The sequence below is a fragment of the Pannonibacter phragmitetus genome (genome assembly GCF_050510895.1).
GTDB classification, from domain to species: domain Bacteria; phylum Pseudomonadota; class Alphaproteobacteria; order Rhizobiales; family Stappiaceae; genus Pannonibacter; species Pannonibacter phragmitetus_B.
Window position 1 is genome coordinate 2,076,726 of sequence record NZ_JBNINT010000001.1, and the last position, 22,682, is coordinate 2,099,407.

At 61.5% G+C, this 22,682-nt stretch carries 12 protein-coding genes and 6 pseudogenes; 1 reads left to right on the plus strand and 17 read right to left on the minus strand.

Features of this window, described 5'->3' with window-relative positions; all coding sequences use genetic code 11:
• Positions 1-90: 90 nt before the first annotated feature.
• On the plus strand, positions 91-1,383 hold the full coding sequence (gene gltA, locus ACQB61_RS09745; RefSeq protein WP_430512472.1) for a citrate synthase: 1,293 nt from the start codon (positions 91-93) through the stop codon (positions 1,381-1,383).
• Between the two features lie 81 nt (positions 1,384-1,464).
• Here gltA and lpxB read toward each other — a convergent pair.
• From lpxB to ACQB61_RS09830, 17 genes and pseudogenes are all read right to left on the minus strand, one after another.
• Positions 1,465-2,666: pseudogene (gene lpxB, locus ACQB61_RS09750) on the minus strand (lipid-A-disaccharide synthase).
• Between the two features lie 22 nt (positions 2,667-2,688).
• Positions 2,689-3,432 (minus strand): LpxI family protein, encoded by a 744-nt coding sequence (locus ACQB61_RS09755; RefSeq protein ID WP_430512473.1) that lies wholly within the window; start codon positions 3,430-3,432, stop codon positions 2,689-2,691.
• 120 nt (positions 3,433-3,552) lie between these two features.
• Positions 3,553-4,357, minus strand: a pseudogene (gene lpxA / locus ACQB61_RS09760) (acyl-ACP--UDP-N-acetylglucosamine O-acyltransferase).
• A gap of 7 nt (positions 4,358-4,364) precedes the next feature.
• Positions 4,365-4,832: a 3-hydroxyacyl-ACP dehydratase FabZ gene (gene fabZ, locus ACQB61_RS09765; RefSeq protein WP_430512474.1), complete on the minus strand. Its 468-nt coding sequence runs from the start codon at positions 4,830-4,832 to the stop codon at positions 4,365-4,367.
• Between the two features lie 57 nt (positions 4,833-4,889).
• A complete protein-coding gene (gene lpxD / locus ACQB61_RS09770; protein ID WP_430512475.1) occupies positions 4,890-5,930 on the minus strand; it encodes a UDP-3-O-(3-hydroxymyristoyl)glucosamine N-acyltransferase in 1,041 nt (346 codons plus the stop codon).
• A gap of 85 nt (positions 5,931-6,015) precedes the next feature.
• Positions 6,016-8,388, minus strand: coding sequence for an outer membrane protein assembly factor BamA (gene bamA, locus ACQB61_RS09775; protein WP_430512476.1), 2,373 nt, complete (start codon positions 8,386-8,388; stop codon positions 6,016-6,018).
• Between the two features lie 147 nt (positions 8,389-8,535).
• A pseudogene (rseP, locus tag ACQB61_RS09780) lies at positions 8,536-9,684 on the minus strand (RIP metalloprotease RseP).
• A 162-nt stretch (positions 9,685-9,846) separates the two neighbouring features.
• Positions 9,847-11,040: a 1-deoxy-D-xylulose-5-phosphate reductoisomerase gene (gene dxr, locus ACQB61_RS09785; RefSeq protein WP_430514339.1), complete on the minus strand. Its 1,194-nt coding sequence runs from the start codon at positions 11,038-11,040 to the stop codon at positions 9,847-9,849.
• A 75-nt stretch (positions 11,041-11,115) separates the two neighbouring features.
• Positions 11,116-11,928, minus strand: a complete 813-nt coding sequence (locus tag ACQB61_RS09790; RefSeq protein ID WP_430512477.1) for a phosphatidate cytidylyltransferase — start codon at positions 11,926-11,928, stop codon at positions 11,116-11,118.
• A gap of 52 nt (positions 11,929-11,980) precedes the next feature.
• The gene (locus ACQB61_RS09795; RefSeq protein ID WP_430512478.1) at positions 11,981-12,748 is read right to left on the minus strand and encodes an isoprenyl transferase; all 768 of its coding nucleotides are present in this window, start codon (positions 12,746-12,748) and stop codon (positions 11,981-11,983) included.
• Between the two features lie 65 nt (positions 12,749-12,813).
• Positions 12,814-13,378, minus strand: a pseudogene (gene frr / locus ACQB61_RS09800) (ribosome recycling factor).
• Positions 13,379-13,576: 198 nt separating this feature from the next.
• The gene (gene pyrH / locus ACQB61_RS09805) at positions 13,577-14,293 is read right to left on the minus strand and encodes a UMP kinase (protein WP_334249912.1); all 717 of its coding nucleotides are present in this window, start codon (positions 14,291-14,293) and stop codon (positions 13,577-13,579) included.
• A 78-nt stretch (positions 14,294-14,371) separates the two neighbouring features.
• Positions 14,372-15,295 (minus strand): translation elongation factor Ts, encoded by a 924-nt coding sequence (gene tsf / locus ACQB61_RS09810; RefSeq protein WP_430512479.1) that lies wholly within the window; start codon positions 15,293-15,295, stop codon positions 14,372-14,374.
• Positions 15,296-15,484: 189 nt separating this feature from the next.
• A pseudogene (rpsB, locus tag ACQB61_RS09815) lies at positions 15,485-16,259 on the minus strand (30S ribosomal protein S2).
• 207 nt (positions 16,260-16,466) lie between these two features.
• Entirely contained in the window at positions 16,467-19,910 is a 3,444-nt protein-coding gene (gene dnaE, locus ACQB61_RS09820) for a DNA polymerase III subunit alpha (RefSeq protein ID WP_430512480.1), read from the minus strand.
• 582 nt (positions 19,911-20,492) lie between these two features.
• A complete protein-coding gene (locus ACQB61_RS09825; RefSeq protein WP_019964658.1) occupies positions 20,493-21,173 on the minus strand; it encodes an ABC transporter ATP-binding protein in 681 nt (226 codons plus the stop codon).
• Between the two features lie 56 nt (positions 21,174-21,229).
• Positions 21,230-22,452, minus strand: a pseudogene (locus ACQB61_RS09830) (lipoprotein-releasing ABC transporter permease subunit).
• Positions 22,453-22,682: the final 230 nt, after the last annotated feature.

A 22,682-nucleotide genomic window follows, 5' to 3' on the forward strand; every position in this document is an offset into this window, starting at 1 on the left:
CGCCGTGCAAGCATCAGGCAGATCAGTCAAGGTCTGCGGCGCTCCCAACGCCAGAATGCACCGGCAGTTCCAGACGAAGGGGTTACCTGAATGGGCGACACGAAAGCCAACCTGACCGTTGACGGCAAGGCCAGCGATTTCAAAATTCTCGATGGCTCCATTGGACCGTCGGTCGTGGATATCTCCACTCTCTACAAAGAGACGGGCATGTTCACCTACGATCCGGGCTTCACTTCGACCGCATCGTGCGAATCCAAGATTACCTATATCGATGGCGACGAAGGTGTGCTTCTGCACCGCGGTTACCCGATCGAGCAGCTGGCCGAGAAGGGTGACTTCCTGGAAGTCTGCTATCTGCTTCTCTACGGCGAACTGCCGACACCCGCCCAGAAGAAAGACTTCGACTACCGCGTGACGCACCACACCATGGTGCATGAGCAGATGAGCCGCTTCTTCACCGGCTACCGCCGCGACGCCCACCCGATGGCCGTCATGGTCGGCACCGTAGGCGCCCTCTCCGCCTTCTACCACGACTCGACCGACATCACCGATCCGCACCAGCGCATGGTCGCTTCGCTGCGCATGATCGCCAAGATGCCGACGATCGCCGCGATGGCTTACAAGTACCACGTCGGCCAGCCCTTCGTTTATCCGAAGAACGACCTCGACTACGCCTCCAACTTCCTGCGCATGTGCTTTGCCGTGCCCTGCGAGGAGTACAAGGTCAACCCGGTCCTGTCCCGCGCCATGGACCGCATCTTCATCCTGCACGCCGACCATGAGCAGAACGCATCGACCTCGACCGTGCGTCTGGCTGGCTCCTCCGGCGCCAACCCGTTCGCCTGCATCGCGGCCGGCATTGCCTGCCTCTGGGGCCCGGCACACGGCGGCGCCAACGAGGCTGCGCTCAACATGCTGATGGAAATCGGCTCGGTTGACCGCATCCCCGAATATATCGAACGCGCCAAGGACAAGAACGATCCGTTCCGTCTGATGGGCTTCGGCCACCGGGTCTACAAGAACTATGACCCGCGCGCCAAGATCATGCAGAAGACCATGTATGAGGTCCTCGAGGCCACCGGCCATGCAGATGACCCGCTGATGCAGGTTGCTCTGGAGCTGGAAAAAATCGCCCTCAACGATCCGTACTTCATCGAGAAGAAGCTCTACCCGAACGTCGACTTCTACTCGGGTATCACTCTGCGTGCGCTCGGATTCCCGACCACCATGTTCACCGTGCTCTTTGCCCTCGCCCGTACCGTGGGCTGGATCGCGCAGTGGAACGAGATGATCGAGGACCCGTCCCAGCGTATCGGCCGTCCGCGCCAGCTCTACACCGGAGCCCCGCAGCGCGACTACGTGCCGATCAACAACCGCGGTTGAGATCTGCAGATCTGACGAAACGGAAAGGGCGCCAGACGGCGCCCTTTTTGTTGAGTGACTGCAGAACGGATAAGTGCGGGTTTAGCGCTTGAGAAGATCAAGCACGATCCGTGCGGCGGCCTCACTCTGGGAGCGGCCATCCGGCAAGCGCATCATGCCATCGAGTGCAGTGAAGGCATCCACCTGCGTGCGCCGCTCGGGCGTATCGCTCAACAGCTTTGATATGACCGGCACAAGGCGCTCCGGATTGACTTCCTCGTCAAGGAACTCAGGCACCACGTTGCGCTCCAGAATGATGTTGGGCAGCACCATCGACGAGACGCTAGCGATCGGCATGATCTTGTGCAGCTGTTTCAGACGGCGGTAGAACCAGTCGAGCCGGTAGCAGATCGCCATCGGCACCCCGGAGGTTGCCAGTTCCAGCGAAACAGTGCCGGAGGCAGCCAGCGCAGCATGAGCGCGGCGGAAGGCCGCGAACTTCTCCGTCTCGCCCCGAATGATTTGCGGCTGCAAAGGCCAGCCGGCAACCCGCTCCGTGATGCGATCCGCAAGATGTGGCACCGCCGGCAGCAGCACTTCCAGCCCCGGATGAAGCGGGGCAAGCTGCAACAGGATCTGGCCGAAATCATCCAGCAAAGCATCCACCTCGCTGCGGCGGCTGCCGGGCAGAAGCAGAAGCACGGGAGCCCCTCACCCACAAGCTTGCGCTCACCTGCAGCCGGGCGCAGAAGCGCGGCCTTCTCGATCAGCGGATGACCGACATAGAAGGTGGGCGGGCCGCCGAGACGCTTGTGGGCCTCCGGTTCAAACGGCAGCAGCGCCAGAAGCCGGTCCACATAGACGCTCATCTTCTTCGCGCGGCCCGGACGCCAGGCCCAGACGGAAGGCGACACGTAGTCGACAATTGGAATATGCGGCGCGCGCTTGCGCACCCGCTTGGCGACATTATGCGTGAAATCAGGGCTGTCGATGATAATCAGGACATCCGGATTGGCCGCAATCGCAGCATCGACGGCCTGATAGACGCGCCGCACGATGGTGGGCAGCCGCTTCAAGACCGCCGTCAGCCCCATGACTGCAATGTCGGATAGCGGAAATAGGCTCTCAAGCCCCTGATGCGCCATCCGCTCACCGCCAACACCTTCAAAAACAATAGGGCCGCCGTGCAGTTGCTTCAGCGAGGCCATCAGATTGGCACCAAGAGAATCGCCTGATTCCTCGCCAGCCACCAGAAACACCTTCAGCGGACGCGCCGGAGAACCGGCCATCACCTCAGTGCTCATGCTGCATCGCTCCCGTTTCGTGTCAGGCCAAAAGGAACAGCCCGCCAGCCTTTGCGGCAGCGGCCGTTTCAGCCTCATCGGCCACCAGCGCATAGCCTGCTTCCACCGCGATGCCGGCAAGACCGGCCGCCTTAGCAAGCTCGACCGTGCGCGGGCCAATGGTGGGAAGATCCACGCGCAGATCCTGTCCCGGCTTTGCTGCCTTGACCAGAACTCCGGCGGCGCCCTTGGTCTTCACCCGGCCATTGCGCCTCAGTTCTGCACAGCGCGCCAGCATGGCATCGGTGCCTTCTGCCCCTTCCAGCGCGATCACACGCCCGCCGATGGCAACTGCGGCCTGCCCGATATCCAGTTCCCCCAGCCTTTGCACAGCCTTGTAGGCAAGGGCCATATCGGCCTGGGCTTCGCTTTCAGGCATCCTGCCAGCCAGCAGGCCTTCCCGTGCTAGCAGCGCTGGCGCCACATCACGCACGCCAACAGCCTTGAGGCCTTCCGCTTCAAAAATGCCGATCACACGTGTCAGAAGACTGTCATCGCCGCCAATCATCGCCTTGAGGATGGCAGGCAGGCGGCGCATGGTGCCCAGATCCCCCATGACGGAGGTGAAGTCCGGCCGCTTGGTGATGCCGCCAATCAGCAACACCCGGTCGCACTGCGCCTGTTTCAAACTCTTGAAAAGCTGTCCGATTTGGCCCCAGCCCAGCTCGATATCGGCTTTGGCGGCCAAGTCCGTCTCGGCTTCACCCTTGATGGCGACCAGATGCACAGGCTCGCCACGAGCCTGCAAATCGGCCAGGATGAGCCCCGGCAGACGCCCCCGCCCGCGATGATGCCGAGGCGTCCAGTGGAGGCCCCGGCCTTTCCGGCATCGCTGGCGGCAGTCATCTCAGGCATCGCCTGAAGGTGTGCGCGGCGTGCAGAACCGGCGTTCACCCTCAACCAGGATGAAATCCGTCACCTGCTTCACCAGAGGCTGGTCCGTCACACTGTCCGCAATCTTCTGAGCCCGGTCCCGGAGGGTGCCTTCGTCACTCTCGAACAGCTCGCGGTAGGCCGCGCGCAGCGCATGGATCTGCTCGCGCGGGAAGTTGCGCCGCTTCAGGCCAACGAGATTGAGGCCGCCAAGCCGTGCCCGGTTGCCAGTGACCATGCCGTAGGGAATGAGGTCATTCTCAAGGCCTGCAAGCCCCCGACAAAGGCGTGATCGCCAATGCGGGTGAACTGGATGACAGCCGATCCGCCACCAAAAATGACGTGGCTTCCCACTTCAACATGGCCGGCGATCATCACATTGTTCGACAGCACGCAGCCATCGCCCAGATGGCTGTCATGGCCAACATGAGAGTTCGCAAGGAAAGCACAACGGTTACCGATGGTGGTGGTGGAACCGCCCCCTCCGTTCCGGCGTTCATCGTTACGCCTTCCCGGATGATGCAGTCCTCACCCACGCTCAGCGTCGCGTGTTCGCCCTTGAACTTGAGATCCTGAGCCTGATGGCCAATGGACGCAAAGGGAAAAATGACCGTACGCGCACCGATCCGCGTGGATCCGGCGACGGTCACATGAGATTTCAGCTCGACACCATCGCCCAGCACCACATCCTTACCCACGTGGCAGAAAGGCCCGATGCGAACTCCGTCACCAAGAGACGCGCCGTCTTCAATGATTGCGGAGGGATGAATGTGGGACATGATTTCCTCAGGCGTCAACGATCATTGCGCTGATTTCAGCTTCAGCGACCTTAGCGCCATCCACCTTGGCAATCGCCTCAAATTTCCAGATGTTGAGACGGTTACGGATCTTCTTCACATGGAATTCGACCTGGTCACCGGGCATCACCGGCTTGCGGAACTTGGCCTTGTCAACGGTCATGAGATAGACGAGCTGCGGCGTGTCGTCGGAGCCCAGAGAATTGACACACAGCGCGCCGGCCGTCTGTGCCATGGCCTCGATCAGCAAAACGCCCGGCATCACCGGATGGGCAGGAAAATGTCCCTGGAAATGCGGCTCGTTGATCGTGACATTCTTGATGCCAATGCAGGACTCGTCTCCGTTCATCTCGATGATCCTGTCGATCATCAGGAACGGATAGCGGTGCGGCAAAAGCTCCATGACACGCATGATGTCAGCGGTGTTGAGCGTTGTCTTCTGTTCTTCCATATCCATTGCCCTCTTGCAGGGAAACTGTCATTTGCTGCTGTTTATCGCAGTATAAAGCGCCTGTCAGGCATCAGATCCGCGTTCTGCCAGTTTTTTCAGCGCTGTGATTTCACGGAACCACTGCTTCACCGGCTTTGCCGGCACGCCGCCATAGCGCCCGCCAGCCGGAACCGCGTCATTGACGACGCTGACCGCGGCGATCTGTGCGCCCATACCGATTTCCACATGACCTGCCACGCCGGACTGTCCGCCAATGGCCACATAGTCGGCCAGGGTCGAACTTCCGGAAAGACCGACCTGTGAAACAATCACGCAATGGCGGCCGATAACGACGTTGTGGCCAACCTGGACCTGATTGTCGATCTTTGTACCCTCGCCAATCACGGTATCCCGGTTGGCACCCCGGTCTATGGTCGTGTTTGCGCCAATCTCCACGTCATCCTGAATGATGACACGGCCGATCTGAGGCACCTTCAGATGCCCCCCAAGACCCATGGCATAGCCAAAACCATCCTGCCCGACACACACGCCCGGATGAAGAATGACCCGGTTGCCAAGCAGGGCATGCTGCAGCACGGCGTTGGCGCCGATCCGGCAATCCCGGCCGACACGCACATTGCAGCCGATAACGGCATTGGGACCAATATGGGAGCCCGAACCAATCTCGGCCCCCTCCCCGATCACGGCGCCCGGCTCGATGACAGCGCCCTCTTCAACGACAGCCGCCGGGTGCACGGTCGCGCGCTCCGAGATCTTTGTCTCGCCGTAAAAGGGCTCAGGCTTCATTGCCGCAGGAAACAGCCCCGCCAGCACTAGCGCCCAGGCTCTGTAAGGATCCTTGCAGACGATGACAGCCACATCCTCCGGCACCTTGGACACATGCTTCTGCGCAACGATGCAGGCGCTGGCCCGGGTGCAGCCGAGCTGAGCGAGATACTTCACATTGTCGAAGAAAACCAGCGCGCCCGGCTCAGCATCCTCAAGTGGCGCCACCTTGCTGATCAGAAGAGCCGGGTCACCACGCTGAAGCTCACCGCCGGACAGGGCCACGATCCGCTCAAGCGGCAGCTCTGCCATCGGCGGGAAGAAGATGGGATCGGACATGAACTGTCTCCCGCAAGATGTTCTGACTACAAAAGAAAACGGCCGCCGGTTGATGCGGCGGCCGTTGAATTCCTGCTTCTCCGGCTTAGAACCGGGTGCCACCGCCGAGACGGAACACTTGGGTCTTGTCGCCGGTTTCCTTGACCACAGGCACGGCGAAGTCCATGCGCAGCGGGCCGAAGGGCGACTGCCAGCGGATACCGGCACCCACCGAAGCGCGCACCTTGAAGCTGTTGCTGTTCACACCATTGGTGCCCACAGCCTGGACCAGCTTGTTGTCCGCATCCCAGAGCGAACCAGCGTCGGCGAAGACCGCACCGCTCAGACCGAACTCTTCCGGAATGACCGGGAACGGGAAGGTCGCTTCCACAGTACCAGCCACATAGAAGCGGCCGCCGAGAGCGTCGCTGGTCTTGGCATCGCGCGGGCCGATGCCCTGGCTTTCGAAGCCGCGAACCATCTCGCCGCCCATCATGAACTGATCGGAAATGCGCAGACGCTTGCTGCCGAAGCCCTGAATATGGCCTGCACGCAGGGTGACATTACCAACGATACCCGCATCCGGGAAAATCTCGCGGTAAGCACGGCCTTCAACGGTCGAGCGCATGAACTGCGTGTCGCCACCGATACCGGCGAATTCCTGCTGGAATTTACCGTAAAGGCCGTTCGACGGGTTCATGTTGTTGTCGAGCGTGTTGTAGACAAGCGCGTAACCAGCCAGAGACGTCAGGTACGTGCCCAGAGCATCACAGACAGCCGGAGACAGATTGGCATTCCGCGAACAGGTCGCCAGATTGGTGGCGAGGTTCTTCGGATCCTTAATCTTCGTCTGATAGATGTTGTAGAACAACTTCAGAGACAGCTCGTCCTCACGCAGCGGCAGAGTAAAGCCGAAGCCACCACCCGTGATCTCTTCATCATAGCTGCGGTAGTCGTTGTTCTTGGACACCCGGCGGTAGGCTTCCAGATCAAGCGCGATACGGCGGCCCAGGAAGAAAGGCTCCTGGAAAGCAAACTCGTAGGACTGAGTGCTTTCGCCACCACCAACGCCGAGCTTCACATACTGGCCACGGCCAAGGAAGTTCTTTTCGCTGATGGAGATATCGCCAATCACGCCGTCGGTGGTCGAGTAACCGATACCGAACGACACTTCACCCGTTGCCTGTTCTTCAACATCCACGTTGATGACAACGCGGTCAGGAGAGCTGCCACGCTCGGTCGTGATACGCACGTCCTTGAAGAACCCGAGGTTCTTCAGGCGGCGTTCAGCCTTGTCCATGAGAACGCGGTTGAAGGCATCACCTTCAGCCAGATCGAACTCGCGGCGAATGACATACTCGCGCGTCCGGTCGTTGCCACGGATATTGATCCGCTCGACATAGGCGCGCGGGCCTTCTTCGATGTTGTACACAAGATCAATTGTCTTGGTCTCGTAGTTGCGCAGGGCGCGCGGGCGCACCTCAGCAAAGGCGTAGCCTTCCTTGGAGACCTGCAGCGTCAGATCTTCCAGAGACTGCTCAACCCGCTTGGAGTTATAGGTATCGCCAGAGCTGGTGCGCACATAGGACTTCAGGCTCTCCGGATCGATGGACGACAGGGAGCTCTGAACCTCGACGTTACCGATCTCGTACTTCTCGCCCTCATCCACCGTGAAGGTGACGTAGAAGACGTTCTGCTCGCGATCAAGGTCGGCACTGGCCGAGATGATGCGGAAGTCAGCGTAGCCGTGCTGATAATAGTACTGACGCAGCAGCTCCTGATCGGCCGCCAAACGGTCTGGATCATAGGTATCGGAGCTGCGCAGCCAGCTCAGCAGACCGCTTTCGCGCGTGCGGATAACATCACGCAGACGGCGGTCACTGAAGTTCTTGTTACCGACGAAGCCGATGCGTTCAACGCCGGTCTTCTCCCCTTCATTGATCTCGAACACCAGATCAACGCGGCCATTGCCACGATCAATGGTCTTCGGATCAACCGAAGCGCGGTAACGGCCTGAACGGCGGTAAGCCTCCAGGATGTTCTGCACGTCGCTCTGCACCTTGCTGCGGCTCAGCATCGAGCGCTCGGTGGTGCGAACAACACCCTTGAGGGTCTCGGCGCTCAGCCGCTTGTTACCCTCAAAGGAAACGCGGGAAATGACCGGATTCTCGACAACATTGACGACCAAGGTGCCGCCCTGCTGTGAAATACGGACGTCTTCAAACAGCCCCGTCGCAAACAGCGCCTTGAGCGATTCGTCAACGTCAGCAGCAGAGTACTGCTGCCCCCGCTTGATGGTCATGTAGCTCGCAACGGTTTCAGCCTCGATGCGCGTGTTGCCACGCACGACGATGGAACCCGCAACGGCTGCCTCCGCAGTGGATACAAACGACCCGAACGGGTCAGGCAGCACCCCGCCGGTGACAAGGAGCGGCGCCGACAAAATAACGGCGCGGGAGATTTTCCGCAGTCGCTGCATATTCGAGCTATGCCTTTTTCACAAAACTGACCCCGAAGGATCATAGTCAGATTCTCAGCATCCGGCCTTGGTTTTACATCCTTTTGCCGAATACGCAACCGCACGATTCACACGAAACAGATTTCATTTGAATGCGTTGCGGGCATGTCACGCAGGCAGCCAGCGGCTGACAAGACGTGACAGGTCATTCCAGGTCGCAAAAACCATGAGCATCAGCACCAGCGTGAGGCCAATACGGAAGCCGAATTCCTGCGCTTTCTCACTAAGCGGCCGCCCTCTGACAGCTTCCGCAGCATAATAAACCAGGTGTCCCCCATCCAGCATGGGCACAGGCATCAGATTGAGCAGGCCAATGCTGACCGACAGCACCGCAGCAAGCTGCAACAGCGGGATGAAGCCAAGCGTCGCCACCTGACCGGCCACTTCCGCAATGCGGATCGGGCCGCCAAGCTGGTCGGCTGGCTCGCGTCCGCGCACCACCTTGCCGATGTACTCCACGGTCCGCACCATAACGAACCAGGTTTCGTTAACACCCTCTTTCACTGCCTCGAAAGGACCATAGGTTTTCTGAATTCTGTCACCTTCCTGTACCGTTCAGTGACACACCCAGAAGTCCAACGCGCTGCACATTGCCGAAATCGTCCTTCAGCTCCCGCAGTTGCGGCGTCACGGTAAGACCCGTCAACTGCCCCTGACGCTCGATCTCCAGCTGCAGCGGCACACCAGCGCTAACGCTGACGATGCGCTGCAACTCGGCAAAGGTCTCTATCGGAGTGCCGTTGACCGCTGTGATCAGATCGCCGGGCTGAAGCCCAGCTTCGGCTGCCGCACTTTCTGGCTGAACTGCGCCAACCAGAGGCGTCGAGACAACACGTCCAAAAGCGCCAAAAATGAAGGCGAAGATGACGATGGCGAGGATGAAGTTGGCAACCGGACCTGCCGCAACCACAGCCGCGCGCTGCCAGACAGGCTTGGCAGCGAAGGCCCCGCCCGCTGCGCGGCACTCATGGCCGCGACCTTCTCATGGTCAGGCACACTGGCCGCATTCTCGTCACCGGAGAACTTCACGTAGCCGCCCAGCGGAATGAGGCAGAGCTTCCAGCGGGTGCCCTTCCGGTCATTGAAACCCATCAGCTCACGGCCAAAGCCGATGGAGAAGGCCTCAACGTCCACGCCACACCACCGGGCCACGGCGAAATGCCCAAGCTCATGAAAGAAAACGACAACCGTCAGCACGAACAGGAAGGCTGGCAGGGTGAGCACCGGCTGGGACGACAGGGCTGCGAGAAAATCCATTCACCTATCCTGAACTTGCGCAAGACGCGGGCAGCGGAGCGGTCATGTTTCGCCCCTTTCTTGCCCGGAACATATCCATCCAGCCAAGGTGATGCCAGATGTATGGCCGAAATTAGTCGCAAGCGCCAAATGCGGCGGGGAAAACTTCCCTCCTGGCGGCTGTCAGGTCAATGCAAAGCGGTTCAGCAAATCGTGAGCCGCGGCCCTCGCCTGCACATCAAGCGCCAGAATGGAATCGATATCTGCGGCCGGGGCAAGATCGTGCCCGGCTGCAAGCTTGTCGAGAACAGCGCCGACCAGCCCGGCAATACCCGTAAAGCCAATCTGCCCGGACAGGAATGCGGCTACCGCCACTTCATCAGCAGCATTCAGCGCAGCCGGTGCACAGCCCCCTGCCCGCATGGCGTCCAATGCGAGGCCAAGTGCCGGAAACCGCTGCACATCAGGAGCTTCAAAGGTCAGCGAGCCGAGCTTTGCAAGGTCCAGCCTTGCTCCCGGGACCGGCATGCGGGCGGGATATGCAAGGCAATGGGCGATCGGCGTACGCATATCCGCTGGCCCCAACTGTGCCAGCAGCGAGCCATCCGTATATTGCACCATGCCATGGATGGCAGACTGCGGATGAACCAGCACCTCGATCTGATCGTGGCGCAGCGGGAAGAGATGCGAGGCCTCGATCACCTCCAGCCCCTTGTTCATCAGGGTGGCACTGTCGATGGTGATGCGGCTGCCCATGCTCCAGTTGGGATGTTTCAATGCCTGTTGAGGCGAAACATGCGCCATCTCAGCAAGAGAAAGCGTGCGGAACGGGCCGCCCGAAGCAGTCAGGATGATCTTTTCCACTTCCGCCAGATTCCGGCTTTCCAGCACCTGGAAGATCGCATTGTGCTCCGAATCAACGGGCAGCACCGCCGCGCCGCTGCGGCCTGCGGCGGCCATGAACAGGTCACCGGCGCAGACGAGGCACTCCTTGTTGGCCAGCGCGATGGTGCGCCCGGCCTCAAGAGCTGCAAAAGTGGGCCGCAGGCCAGCAGCGCCCACAATGGCCGCCATCACCATGTCTGCTGGCCGCAGCGCAGCTTCGATGACCGCAGTTTCACCAGCGCCGCAGGCAATCCCGGTCCCTTGGAGATTTGCGGCCAGCTCTTCGCCTTTGGAGGCATCGGCAAGAGCGGCAAAGCCTGCCCTGGTCTGACGGGCAAGTTCCGCCAGACCTGCGGCGTCCTGACCGGCCACGAGGGCAGCAATCTCGAAATGCTCTGGATAGCGGCCAACCAGGTCCAGCGTGCTGCGGCCAATGGAACCCGTTGCGCCGAGAATGACCAGCCGCAGCGGCGCGCTCCGCCCTGCCAGCATTGCCTCAAGCCCCGCCGAAGCGTTCCGGCGCTTCTCTGCCTCACTCACCACAGCCAACCACCCAGGCTTTTGAACTTACTGAAAACCGATGCCGGACATCGGATCGGCAAGACTGCCGCCGAAAAGAAGCCCGCACAGCACGGCAAAAATGGCAGCGGCCACCAGCCCGTCGATCCGGTCCATGATGCCACCATGGCCGGGAATGAGACGGCCGGAATCCTTGACGCCGAACCGCCGCTTGATCGCCGATTCCAGGAGATCGCCCCCTTGGGATACAGCAGAAACAGCAAGACCGAAGGCAAACCAGGCCAACGTGCCGCCCTGACCCAGAACCGCAACAACACCGAGGCCGCCGAGGGCGCCAAAGATCAAGCCGCCGACGGCGCCAGACCAGGTCTTCTTCGGTGAAACGCGCGGCCAGAGCTTCGGACCACCAAGCTTGCGCCCTGTGAAATAGGCAGCAACGTCAGTCACCCAGACGACCGCGAGCAGGAAAAAGACGTGCAGCTCGCCGTCACTGCCCCGGCGCAGCAGCATCAGGGCACCGAGGGCAAGGCTGGAATAGAGGATGCCTTCTGCCGTCCAGAAGCCTGTCTTCCCGCCACGGGCAGACAGGATGCTAAGCCCTGCACCAGCTGCGAGCGCCGCAAGAGCCCATGGTTCGAACCCTGCATAGATCAGCCCTGCCACCGCCAGAAGCGTTGCAAAGCCCGCCAGAGCAGGCAGACCGGCAGCCCGCGCTCCGACAATTGCCAGCCATTCTTTCAGGAACAGCGCGCAGCCAAGCAAAGCCAGCGCGAAAAATGCCTCACCGCCACGCCAGGCAATGAGAAGCACGAGCGGCCCCAGGATCAGCGCGGAAATGAAGCGCAGCTTCAGGTCCGCCATTGGCCCGGCCGGACCACCGGTCCCGCTGTTGCCGTTTGCCCCCCGGACATGATCAGGAACCCGTGGCGGTGACACCGCCGAAACGCCGCTCACGCTCACAGAAAGAGGCAAGCGCAGCATCAAACTCTTGCGGACCGAAATCAGGCCACAGAACCGGCGTGAAGTAGAATTCGGAGTAGGCCGCCTGCCACATAAGGAAGTTGGACAGGCGCAGCTCCCCGCTGGTGCGGATGATGAGGTCCGGGTCCGGAATACCGGCCGTATCGAGATTTGCTGAAATCTCCGCATCCGTAATGGCCGAAGGATCGCGTCCTTCCGCCAGATATTGCTGCGTGAGCTTGCGCACTGCACGGGTGATTTCGTCCCGCGATCCATAATTGAAGGCGATGACAACGGTCATGCCCGTGTTGGCGGCCGTCACGCGCTCGCTCTCTTCAAGCAGGCTGCGGATGCCAGGATCCAGCCCTTCACGCTCGCCAATGATGCGCACCCGGCAATTGGCCTTGTGCAATTCCGTCAAATCGCGCTGCACGAAGCGGCGTAGCAGCGACATGAGGAAACTGACCTCAGTGGGCGGACGGCGCCAATTTTCAGACGAGAAACTGTAGAGCGTGATGAAGCCGACGCCACGGGAAGAAGCATGGCGGATGATCTGACGCAGCGCTTCCAGCCCATGGCGGTGACCTTCAGTGCGCGGCAGGCCACGCGCCTGCGCCCAGCGGCCATTACCATCCATGATGATGGCAACATGGCGTGGCACAGATCCGCCGCCGGATGCGGGGCCTGTCACACTGGAGCCAGTTTCAGGTCGGCTGGTCATCAAGTCCCCCGGGCACACTTCCAGGCTGGCGGGGGCAGGCACAAAACCGGCCCCCTTTCAGATCCTCAGACCTGGGAGATTTCCTGCTGCTTCTTTTCCAGCATGCTGTCGGCCTCCGCAATCTGGGCGTCGGTCAGCTTCTGCACGTCATCGGAAGCAACGCGGGCGTCATCCTGGCTGATGCCGCCGTCCTTCTCCAGCTTCTTGATGATGTCCATGCCGTCGCGGCGCACGTGACGGATGGCAACCTTGGCAGCCTCGGCGTACTTGTGAGCGACCTTGATCAGCTCCTGCCGGCGCTCGGCGTTCAGTTCCGGGATAGGCAGGCGCAGCAGCTGGCCATCGATCACCGGGTTGAGGCCAAGGCTGGACTCGCGAGATCGCCTTCTCGACGGCGCTGACCATGCCCTTGTCCCAAACCTGGATCGCGACCATGCGCGGCTCCGGAACGGACACGGTACCAACCTGATTGATCGGCATCGACTGGCCATAGGCGTTGACGACGATGGCATCCAGCATGCTGGAGGAAGCCCGGCCGGTGCGAAGGCCCGCAAGTTCGGTCTTCAGAACACCAAGTGCGCCCTGCATACGACGCTCGAGATCTTTGAGATCGACACCTTCAACCGGCATAACTTCCTCGCTTTGTTCTTCGTTGGCTCACGCTTTGCTGGCGCGGCGCAAACATGGCACAGTCTCGCCGAAAGACAAGACCAACTCAGGCAGAGCCCCTGAATAAGCAGGAGAGAGGTGCATGCGCAAGCCGCATTCCACCACTCTGCATGTCCTGATGCCGGGAAGACCGGAAAAGCCCTCCCGCCCTTTGGAAAATCAGCTGACGACCGTGTAGAGGCCGCGCTCTTCCAGAACGCTCACCAGAGCGCCGGGAGTGTGGATCGAGAAGACGATCACAGGGATCTTGTTGTCACGGGCCAGAGCGATGGCCGTCGTGTCCATGACCTTGAGGTTGCGGGTGATCACGTCCTCATAGGACAGTTCGGTGTAGCGCTCCGCATCCGGATTGATCTTCGGATCTTCCGAATAGATGCCGTTCACCTGGGTGCCCTTCAGGAAGGCATCACATTTCATTTCGGCAGCACGCAGCGCTGCGCCGGAATCGGTGGTGAAGAACGGGTTGCCCGTGCCGCCGGCAAAAACGATCACGTCGCCGTCTTCCATGTAGCGCTCAGCACCGCGCTGGGTGAAGGTCTCACAAATGGAAGGCACCGGCACGGCCGAAAGCACGCGGGCCGGGATGTTGTGGCGGCGCAGGGCGTCGGCCACGGTCAGGCTGTTCATGATCGTCGCCAGCATGCCCATGTGGTCGCCGGTGACGCGGTTGCCGCCCTTGGCGGCCACGGCGACGCCGCGGAAGATGTTGCCGCCGCCAATCACCACACCCACCTGCGCGCCCAGCTTCACGGCACTGGCAATCTCAAGCGCAATCCGCTCGACCACTGCCGGATCGATGCCGAAGGACTGGCTGCCCATCAGGGCCTCGCCCGAGAGTTTCAGAAGCACACGGCGCCAGCGCAGGGGTTTGGTCATGGGCACACCTTCCGGTTCAATGATCAGGAAAAAGGGCTGTCAAAAAAAGGCGCCGGTTTGATCCGGCGCCCTCTGGGCTTAGTGGCCGGCCGCCGCAGCGACCTCTGCCGCGAAGTCCGTCTCTTCCTTCTCGATCCCCTCGCCGAGAGCGAAGCGGACGAAGCCGGAGAGCTTGACTGCGGTACCGAGTTCCTTGCCGAGGGCCTCAACAGCCTGCTCGACGGTCTTGTCCGGGTCGATGACGAAAGCCTGCTTCACGAGGGTGACTTCCTCGTAGAACTTGCGGATACGGCCTTCGACCATCTTCTCGATGATGTTGTCCGGCTTGCCGGATTCGCGAGCCTGTTCGATGAACACGGCGCGCTCACGCTCCACAACTGCCGGGTCGAGCTGGTCGACGTTCAGCGACAGCGGGCTGGTGGCGGCAATGTGCATGGCGATCTGGCGGCCCAGAGCGTTCAGCTTGTCCTTGTCACCAGCAGACTCAAGCGCAACGAGCACGCCGATCTTGCCGAGGCCATCGGAGATAGCGCTGTGGACATAGGTGGAGACAACGCCGTCGTTGACGGACAGGACGGCTGCGCGGCGCAGGGTCATGTTCTCGCCGATGGTGGCGATGGCATCCTTGATGGACGCGTCAACGGACTTGTCGGAACCCGGGTAGCCGGCAGCGGAAATCGCCTCGACATCACCGCCAGCGGTCAGGGCAACGGCGGCAACATCGCGCACCAGAGCCTGGAAGCCGTCGTTGCGGGCCACGAAGTCGGTTTCGGAGTTCAGCTCGATGACGGCAGCGGTCGTGCCCTTGGATGCAACGCCAACCAGGCCTTCAGCAGCCACGCGGCCAGCCTTCTTGGCTGCCTTGGCGAGGCCCTTGGCACGCAGCCAGTCGATCGCTGCTTCCATGTCACCGTTGGTTTCGGTCAGAGCAGCCTTGCAGTCCATCATGCCTGCGCCAGTCTTCTCGCGCAGATCCTTCACCATTCCTGCGGTAATGCTCATGGTAGCCTCGTGAATCGGAGTTAAAGCTTCGCACGGTTTAGCCCATGGCCAACCGCGCCTTTATGACGGTTCCCGCAAGAGGGGACTTCGTCAGCGGCAATGCCGCGCCTGACCTTGAAACGGCGCAGCCTTCAGGCCGCTGCCAGGGTCAGAACAGGTGCGGCGCCGGGCGCCGCACCTGCAACAGAATCAGGCTTCAGCCGATTCTTCAGCATCCAGAGCCGGCTCGATCGGAGCAGCTTCGGACGCACCAACGTCGATACCCATGCCACCCTGAGCGCGGGAGATGCCGTCGAGGGCAGCGCGGGCGATCAGGTCGCAGTACAGCGCAATCGCGCGGCCGGCGTCGTCGTTACCCGGAACCGGATAGGTGATGCCTTCCGGCGAGCAGTTCGAGATCGAGGATCGCAGCGACCGGGATACCCAGACGGCGGGCTTCCTGGATGGCGATGGCTTCACGGTTGGTGTCGATCACGAAGATCAGATCCGGCAGGCCACCCATGTCCTTGATGCCGCCCAGGTTCCGCTCGAGCTTCTCACGCTCGCGGTCCATGAACAGCTTTTCCTTCTTGGTCAGGCCGGAAGTGTCCGTGGACAGGGTCTCTTCGAGCTTGCGCAGGCGCTGGATCGAACCGGAAATGGTCTTCCAGTTGGTCAGCATACCGCCGAGCCAGCGTGCGTTGACGAAGTACTGCGCGCAGTTGCGTGCGGATTCGGCAACAGCTTCCTGAGCCTGACGCTTGGTGCCGACGATCAGCACGCGGCCGCCCTTGGCAACGGTGTCGCTGACGGCCTTGAGAGCCTGGTGCAGCAGCGGAACGGTCTGGCCGAGATCCATGATGTGGATGTCGTTGCGAACGCCGAAGATGTACGGCGCCATGCGCGGGTTCCAGCGATGCTTCTGGTGACCAAAGTGCACACCAGCTTCAAGCAGCTGACGCATGGTAAAATCGGGCAATGCCATGGCCCTGAACTCCATATTTTTCCGGTTGAACCTCCACGGGGAGCGTGGTGCATCAGCCTGAGGCCGAAGCAGACACCGGAACGGCAAATGGACAAGCCAAAGCCTTCCCCCGTGTGTGGAATGGGCGCCTTATATGCGCGCATCCGCGCCATGACAAGCGCAAATGACAGGTTTTCACACCCTCGCACGCCCTTTGGCGGCGGCAGATCAGGCCAGTTGCACGTCCGTAACGCCCGGCACGGCCTTCAGCGCACCGGCGATTTCTGGCGACAGGCGGTAGCGGCCGGGAAGACGGACTTCCACCTCGCGCTTGCCCTCGTCCAGCAGCACGACCACGTTCACCTCCCCTTCGCCCTTAACGCCAAGGTGACGCGACAGGCTCTTCAGCGGGCGCGGGTCGCGCAGGAAGACGCGCAGGCTCTTCTGCACGCGTGCGGCCATCACCTCCACCGGGTCCACTTGCTCAATGCGGATGGAAGGCTCATCGTCGCGCATGTCGGCGTTGACCAGCACCACCATGGACTTGCCGACTTCCAGCACATCTCGGAACTGGGCGAGCTTTTCTGAGAAGAGCAGTGCCTCGAACTGGCCGGTGGGATCTGAGAAGCGCACGATGCCCATGCGGTTGCCGGACTTGGTCTTGCGCTCCTGCTTGGAAATCACGGTTCCGGCCAGACGCCCCGCCGACGCACCGCGCTTCACGGCCTCGGAGAACTGCGCCCACATCTGCACCCGCATGCGCTCCAGCAGCGGCGCATATTCATCAAGCGGGTGGGATGACAGATAAAAGCCAATGGCCGCATGCTCGCGCTGCAACCGCTCTCCCGGCAGCCAGCCATTCACCTCCGGCAGCTGAAGCTCTTCCTCCACCCCTGCCCCGCCGAACATGTCGTTCTGGCCAAGGGTTGCGTTGGATTCGGTGCGCTGCGCCAGCCCCATGATGCGGTCGAGGCCCTCGAACACCCGTGCCCGGTTCGGCTCGATACAGTCGAATGCCCCAGCATTAACAAGGCTTTCCAGCGTTCTCTTATTAAGGAACTTCGGCGAGATGCGGCTTGCGAAGTCGCTGAGGCTGCGGAAAGGCCGGTCGCCGCGCACATCGACGATATGCTGCACCGCCTGCTCGCCCACGCCCTTGATGGCGCCCATGGCATAGACGATACGGCCTTCGTCCACGTCGAAATGCACCATGGAGCGGTTGATCGACGGCGGCATCACCTCGATCCGCATGCGGCGGGCTTCCTGGCGGAAGTCACCCAGCTTGTCCGTGTTGCCCAGATCGAGCGTCATGGACGCGGCCATGAATTCCACCGGGTGGTTCGCCTTCAGCCAGGCCGTATGATAGGAAACGAGCGCATAGGCGGCGGCATGCGACTTGTTGAAGCCGTAGTTGGCGAACTTGGCCACAAGGTCGAAGATCGTGCCGGCCTGATCCTTGTCGACGCCACGCTCCACCGCACCATCGACGAAGCGGGCGCGCTGGACCTCCATTTCGGCGGCAATTTTCTTACCCATGGCGCGGCGCAGAAGGTCAGCTTCGCCGAGCGAGTAGCCGGAAAGCACCTGCGCGATCTGCATCACCTGTTCCTGATAGACGATAATGCCGTTCGTCTCTTTCAGGATCGGTTCCAGCAGCGGATGCAGGTAATCGGGCTCCAGCTCGCCGTGCTTGACCGCGTTGTAGACCGGGATGTTCTCCATCGGGCCCGGACGGTAGAGCGCCACCAGCGCAATGATGTCCTCGAAACGGTCAGGCTTCATGCCTGCAATGGCGCGGCGCATGCCCTGGCTTTCCAGCTGGAACACGCCCACCGTTTCACCGGCGGCAAGAAGACGGTAGGTCTTCTCGTCATCCAGCGGCACTTCCTCGATTCTGATATGGACGCCCTTGCGCGCGATCAGTTTAAGCGCCGTGTCGATGACGGTCAGGGTCTTGAGGCCGAGGAAGTCGAACTTCACCAGTCCGGCCTCTTCCACCATCTTCATATTGAACTGCGCCACCGGCATGTCGGAGCGCGGATCGCGGTAGAGCGGCACCAGCTGTTCGAGCGGCCTGTCGCCGATCACTACACCGGCGGCGTGGGTGGACGCATGGCGGTACAGCCCTTCCAGCTTTTGCGCCATTTCCAGAAGGCGCTCGACAACCTCTTCCTCGCGAGCCGCCTCACGCAGGCGGGGCTCGTCGGCGATGGCCTGCGCCAGCGTCACCGGGTTGGCCGGATTGGCGGGCACCAGCTTGCAAAGCCGGTCCACCTGGCCATAGGGCATCTGCAGCACGCGGCCTACGTCACGCAACACGGCGCGGGCCTGCAGCGAACCGAAGGTGATGATCTGCGCCACCTGGCTGCGGCCATATTTCTCCTGAACGTAGCGGATCACCTCTTCGCGCCGGTTCTGGCAGAAGTCGATGTCGAAGTCCGGCATCGACACACGTTCCGGATTGAGGAAGCGCTCGAACAGAAGCGAGAAGCGCATGGGGTCGAGGTCAGTAATGGTCAGCGCCCAGGCGACCAGTGACCCTGCGCCCGAGCCACGACCCGGCCCCACCGGAATGTCATGCGCCTTGGCCCATTTGATGAAGTCCGAAACGATGAGGAAGTAGCCGGGGAACTTCATCCGCTCGATGATCGACAGCTCGAATTCAAGCCGGTCCCAGTAGTCCTTCTCCGTCAGGCCATCGGCAAGGCCATGCACCCGCAGGCGCTCCGCAAGGCCCTCGCGGGACTGGCGCTTGAGCTCGGCAGACTCGGCAAGCTCGGCCTCTTCCGGATCTGCATCGGCCCCCGCAAAGCGCGGCAGGATGGGGTTGCGCTTCAGCGGCCGGTAATGGCAGCGCAGCGCGATCTCGACGGTATTCTCCACCGCCTCCGGCAGATCGGCAAAGAGCTCGATCATCTCCGCGCGTGACTTGAAATAATGCTCCGGTGTCAGGCGGCGGCGCTCCTCGTCGGAGATCACCCGCCCCTCGGAAATGGCGATCAGCGCGTCATGGGCCTCATAATCCTCGCGCTTGGGGAAGAACGCCTCATTCGTGGCCACCAGCGGCAGTCCCATGTCATAGGCAAGATCAATGAAACCGGCTTCCGTGCGCCGTTCATCGGCCATGCCGTGGCGTTGGAGCTCCACATAGCAGCGGCCGTCGAAGGATTTTGCCAGCCGGGAAAGACGTGCCTGCGCCAACGTGCGATTGCCGGTCAGCAGCGCCTTGCCGATTGGGCCTCTGGCACCGCCGGTCAGCAGAATGACGCCTTCCGCCCGCGATTCGAGGTAGGCGATCGACACATGCGGCAACTGGCCGGTGGGCGTGTCGAGAAAGGCGCGGCTCGTCAGCTCCATCAGGTTGCCGTAGCCGCGCTCGCTCATCGCCAGCAGAACGACGTCGAAAAGCGCGAGATCGCCACGGCGGTCATCGCCGCCCTCCTCGTCAAAGGCGACGGAGATCTGGCAGCCAATAATCGGCTGGATGCCGGAACCCCAGGCCTTGCCCGCGAACTCCTGCGCGCCGAAGAGGTTGCCCGTGTCGGTGATCGCCAGCGCCGGCTGCGCATCGGCCTTGGCAAGGTCGAGCAGCTTCTTGATCGGCAGCGCGCCTTCCAGCAGCGACAGGGCCGAGTGAACGCGCAGGTGAACGAAACCGGGATTTGCAGACATGGGACTTCACTCTCGGGCAGCCGGAAACCGGTCCGCCTGCGGCAGGCACCCGCAAGCGCCAGCCTTTGAAACTGTGTCCCCTAACATGAACGCTATGCCCTTGCCCTGTCGAGCCCCGCACGTGGCAGGAAGGGGCAAATGCGCCATGGCAGCGCCTGTTTTCTTTGGATGACCGCAGAAGGCCGCGGCCATGCCGTTCTCTCCTGCCCGATGCCAGAGCAACACCTTGCCAGCATCAGGTGCCAGGATCAGTGTACGGCAAACAGAACTTCGCCCCAGACGGCGATGGTGGCAACGAAAATGACCAGCGAACCGAAGGCTGCGACGTCTCTTGCGAAAAAGGTCATGGATACCTCCTCTTGGATCAAGCCATCTGAGCGGGAAGCTCAATATGTATCTATTTTGTTCTCTTCCCGTTCACCTTTCAAGACCAAAAAAGCCCGCTCCGGAGGGAGCGGGCGAAAAGCATCAGCCATAGTGAACAGATTGTGAACATCGGTCTCTCTTGCCTCTTCCGGCGAAACCGGCTCCGAAGGTGCTCACATCGCAGAAGCCCCGCATGAACCGCTTCGGAGCAAGATGTCAGAGATCCACCACCTTGCCGTCACGCAGGGTGATCACCCGGTCCATGCGCCCGGCCAGTTCCATGTTGTGAGTAGCAAAGAGAGCGGCAACGCCCGAGGCCCGCACCAGCGCATAGAGCGCATCGAACACATAGGCCGCCGTTTCCGGGTCGAGGTTTCCGGTCGGTTCGTCCAGCAGCAGCAGGCGCGGTGCATTGGCAACAGCACGGGCAATGGCGACACGTTGCTGTTCACCGCCCGAAAGCTCGGACGGATGATGGCTGCCGCGCTCGCCAAGCCGCATATAGTCGAGCAGTTGAGCTGCCCGCTCCGCCGCGACCTTCTTCGGCAGCGTCCGGATCATCTGCGGCATCATCACGTTCTCCAGCGCCGTAAACTCGGGCAGGAGGTGGTGGAACTGGTAGACAAAGCCAATGTCATTGCGCCGGATGGCCGTGCGCTCGTCATCACTCATGGCACTGCAGGCCTTGCCGCCCACATAGACCTCGCCCTCATCCGGGCGTTCCAGCAGACCGGCCAGATGCAGAAGCGTGGACTTACCGGTGCCGGACGGCGCGACAAGCGCCACCATCTGGCCGCCATCCAGCGTCAGGTCTGCACCCTTCAGGATTTCAAGCTTGCGGTCAGCCTCGTGGAAGACACGGGAGACACCGGAAAGGCGCAGCGCCGGAACGGACATGGGCGGGCTCTTGGCTGGTCTTGCGGAGGTTGCGGGGGCAGTGCCGGTCGTGCTGCTCATTCGTAACGCAGCGCCTCCACCGGGTCGAGACGCGCGGCCCGCCAGGCGGGATAGAGCGTTGCCAGCAGCGACAGCACCAGCGCCATGATGAGGATCATGATGGTCTCGCCCGTATCCATTTCCGCCGGCATCTTGGACAGGAAATAGAGCGTCGGGTCGAAGAGCTGCGTCTGCGTCAGCCAGGAAATGCCCTGACGGATGCTCTCGATGTTGAGGCAGACCAGCAGGCCCAGCAGGAAGCCGGAAACAGTGCCAACCACCCCGATGCTCGCCCCCGTGATGACGAAGATGCGCAGGATAGAGCCACGTGTCGCCCCCATGGTACGCAGGATGGCGATGTCCTTGCCCTTGTCCTTCACCAGCATGGTAAGGCCGGAAATGATGTTGAGCGCAGCGACGACGACAATCAGCGTCAGAATGAGGAACATCACATTCCGCTCCACTTCGAGAGCGGAGAAGAAGGTGGTGTTACGCTGGCGCCAGTCAGTCACGAAGGCCGGACGCCCTGCCCCGTCTTCAATGGCGCTGCGCATGGAGCCGACGCTGTCGGGATCGGTCACATAGACTTCAACGCCGGTGGCCTTGTCATCCATGTTGAAGTAGCTCTGCGCCTCCTTCAGCGGCATGAACACGATGGTGCTGTCATATTCCGACATGCCGATCTCGAAAATCGCCGTGATCGGATAGGATTTGCGCCGTGGCGTCACCCCCATCGGGGTCACCGTTCCGCGGGGGAAATGATGGACAGCGTATCGCCGATGGTCAGGCCCAGCTGGGCGGCGAGCCGCGTGCCAATGGCAACGCCGCCGCCCGTATCAAAGCCATCCAGTGTTCCCATGCGGATGTTGCTGGCAACCAGCGGCAGGCGCCTCAGATCCTGCTCATAAAGGCCACGCACCAATGCGCCGAGACTGTTTGCAGGTCCGGTGACCAGCGCCTGCCCCTCCACAAAAGGCACAGCTGCGACCACGCCCTCAACGCCCTGAAGCCGGGATGCAACAGCGTCGAAATCTGTCAGCGGCTGATCGATGGGCTGGACCAGCATATGGCCGTTGATGCCAAGAATCTTGGACAGAAGCTCGGAGCGGAAGCCGTTCATCACCGCCATGACGATCACCAGCGTGGCAACGCCCAGAGTGATTCCGGCAAAGGAGAAGCCGGCGATGACGGAAATGAAGGAATCACGCCGCCGCGAACGCAAATAGCGCCCGGCCAGCATCCACTCGAAAGGGGCAAAGGCCTTGCCTGGCGCACGGGTATCCTGCGCTGCCTGGGTTTGCTTGCCTTTGCCGGAAACGTCCTTGGGTCCGCTCATGCTCTGCCTTGCGTCCGGAGCCGCTGGCCAGAAGGCCACAAGCGGCAAATCGGTGGTCACCGCGGATAGTACAAGACCGGGCGGCAGAAATCCTGTTCGCCCGGTCCCTTACCCCCAGATGCGGGAGCCGGAAA

Bases quoted from the DNA above. Each gene is read 5' to 3' on its own strand.
- gltA (WP_430512472.1), top strand. From the start codon at position 91: ATGGGCGACACGAAAGCCAACCTGACCGTTGACGGCAAGGCCAGCGAT.
- fabZ (WP_430512474.1), bottom strand. From the start codon at position 4,832: ATGGATATGGAAGAACAGAAGACAACGCTCAACACCGCTGACATCATG.
- lpxD (WP_430512475.1), bottom strand. From the start codon at position 5,930: ATGTCCGATCCCATCTTCTTCCCGCCGATGGCAGAGCTGCCGCTTGAG.
- bamA (WP_430512476.1), bottom strand. From the start codon at position 8,388: ATGCAGCGACTGCGGAAAATCTCCCGCGCCGTTATTTTGTCGGCGCCG.
- dxr (WP_430514339.1), bottom strand. From the start codon at position 11,040: ATGCTGGCAGGGCGGAGCGCGCCGCTGCGGCTGGTCATTCTCGGCGCA.
- ACQB61_RS09790 (WP_430512477.1), bottom strand. From the start codon at position 11,928: ATGGCGGACCTGAAGCTGCGCTTCATTTCCGCGCTGATCCTGGGGCCG.
- ACQB61_RS09795 (WP_430512478.1), bottom strand. From the start codon at position 12,748: ATGACCAGCCGACCTGAAACTGGCTCCAGTGTGACAGGCCCCGCATCC.
- pyrH (WP_334249912.1), bottom strand. From the start codon at position 14,293: ATGACCAAACCCCTGCGCTGGCGCCGTGTGCTTCTGAAACTCTCGGGC.
- tsf (WP_430512479.1), bottom strand. From the start codon at position 15,295: ATGAGCATTACCGCAGGAATGGTGAAGGATCTGCGCGAGAAGACTGGC.
- dnaE (WP_430512480.1), bottom strand. From the start codon at position 19,910: ATGTCTGCAAATCCCGGTTTCGTTCACCTGCGCGTTCACTCGGCCCTG.
- ACQB61_RS09825 (WP_019964658.1), bottom strand. From the start codon at position 21,173: ATGTCCGTTCCGGCGCTGCGCCTTTCCGGTGTCTCCCGTGTCTTCCAC.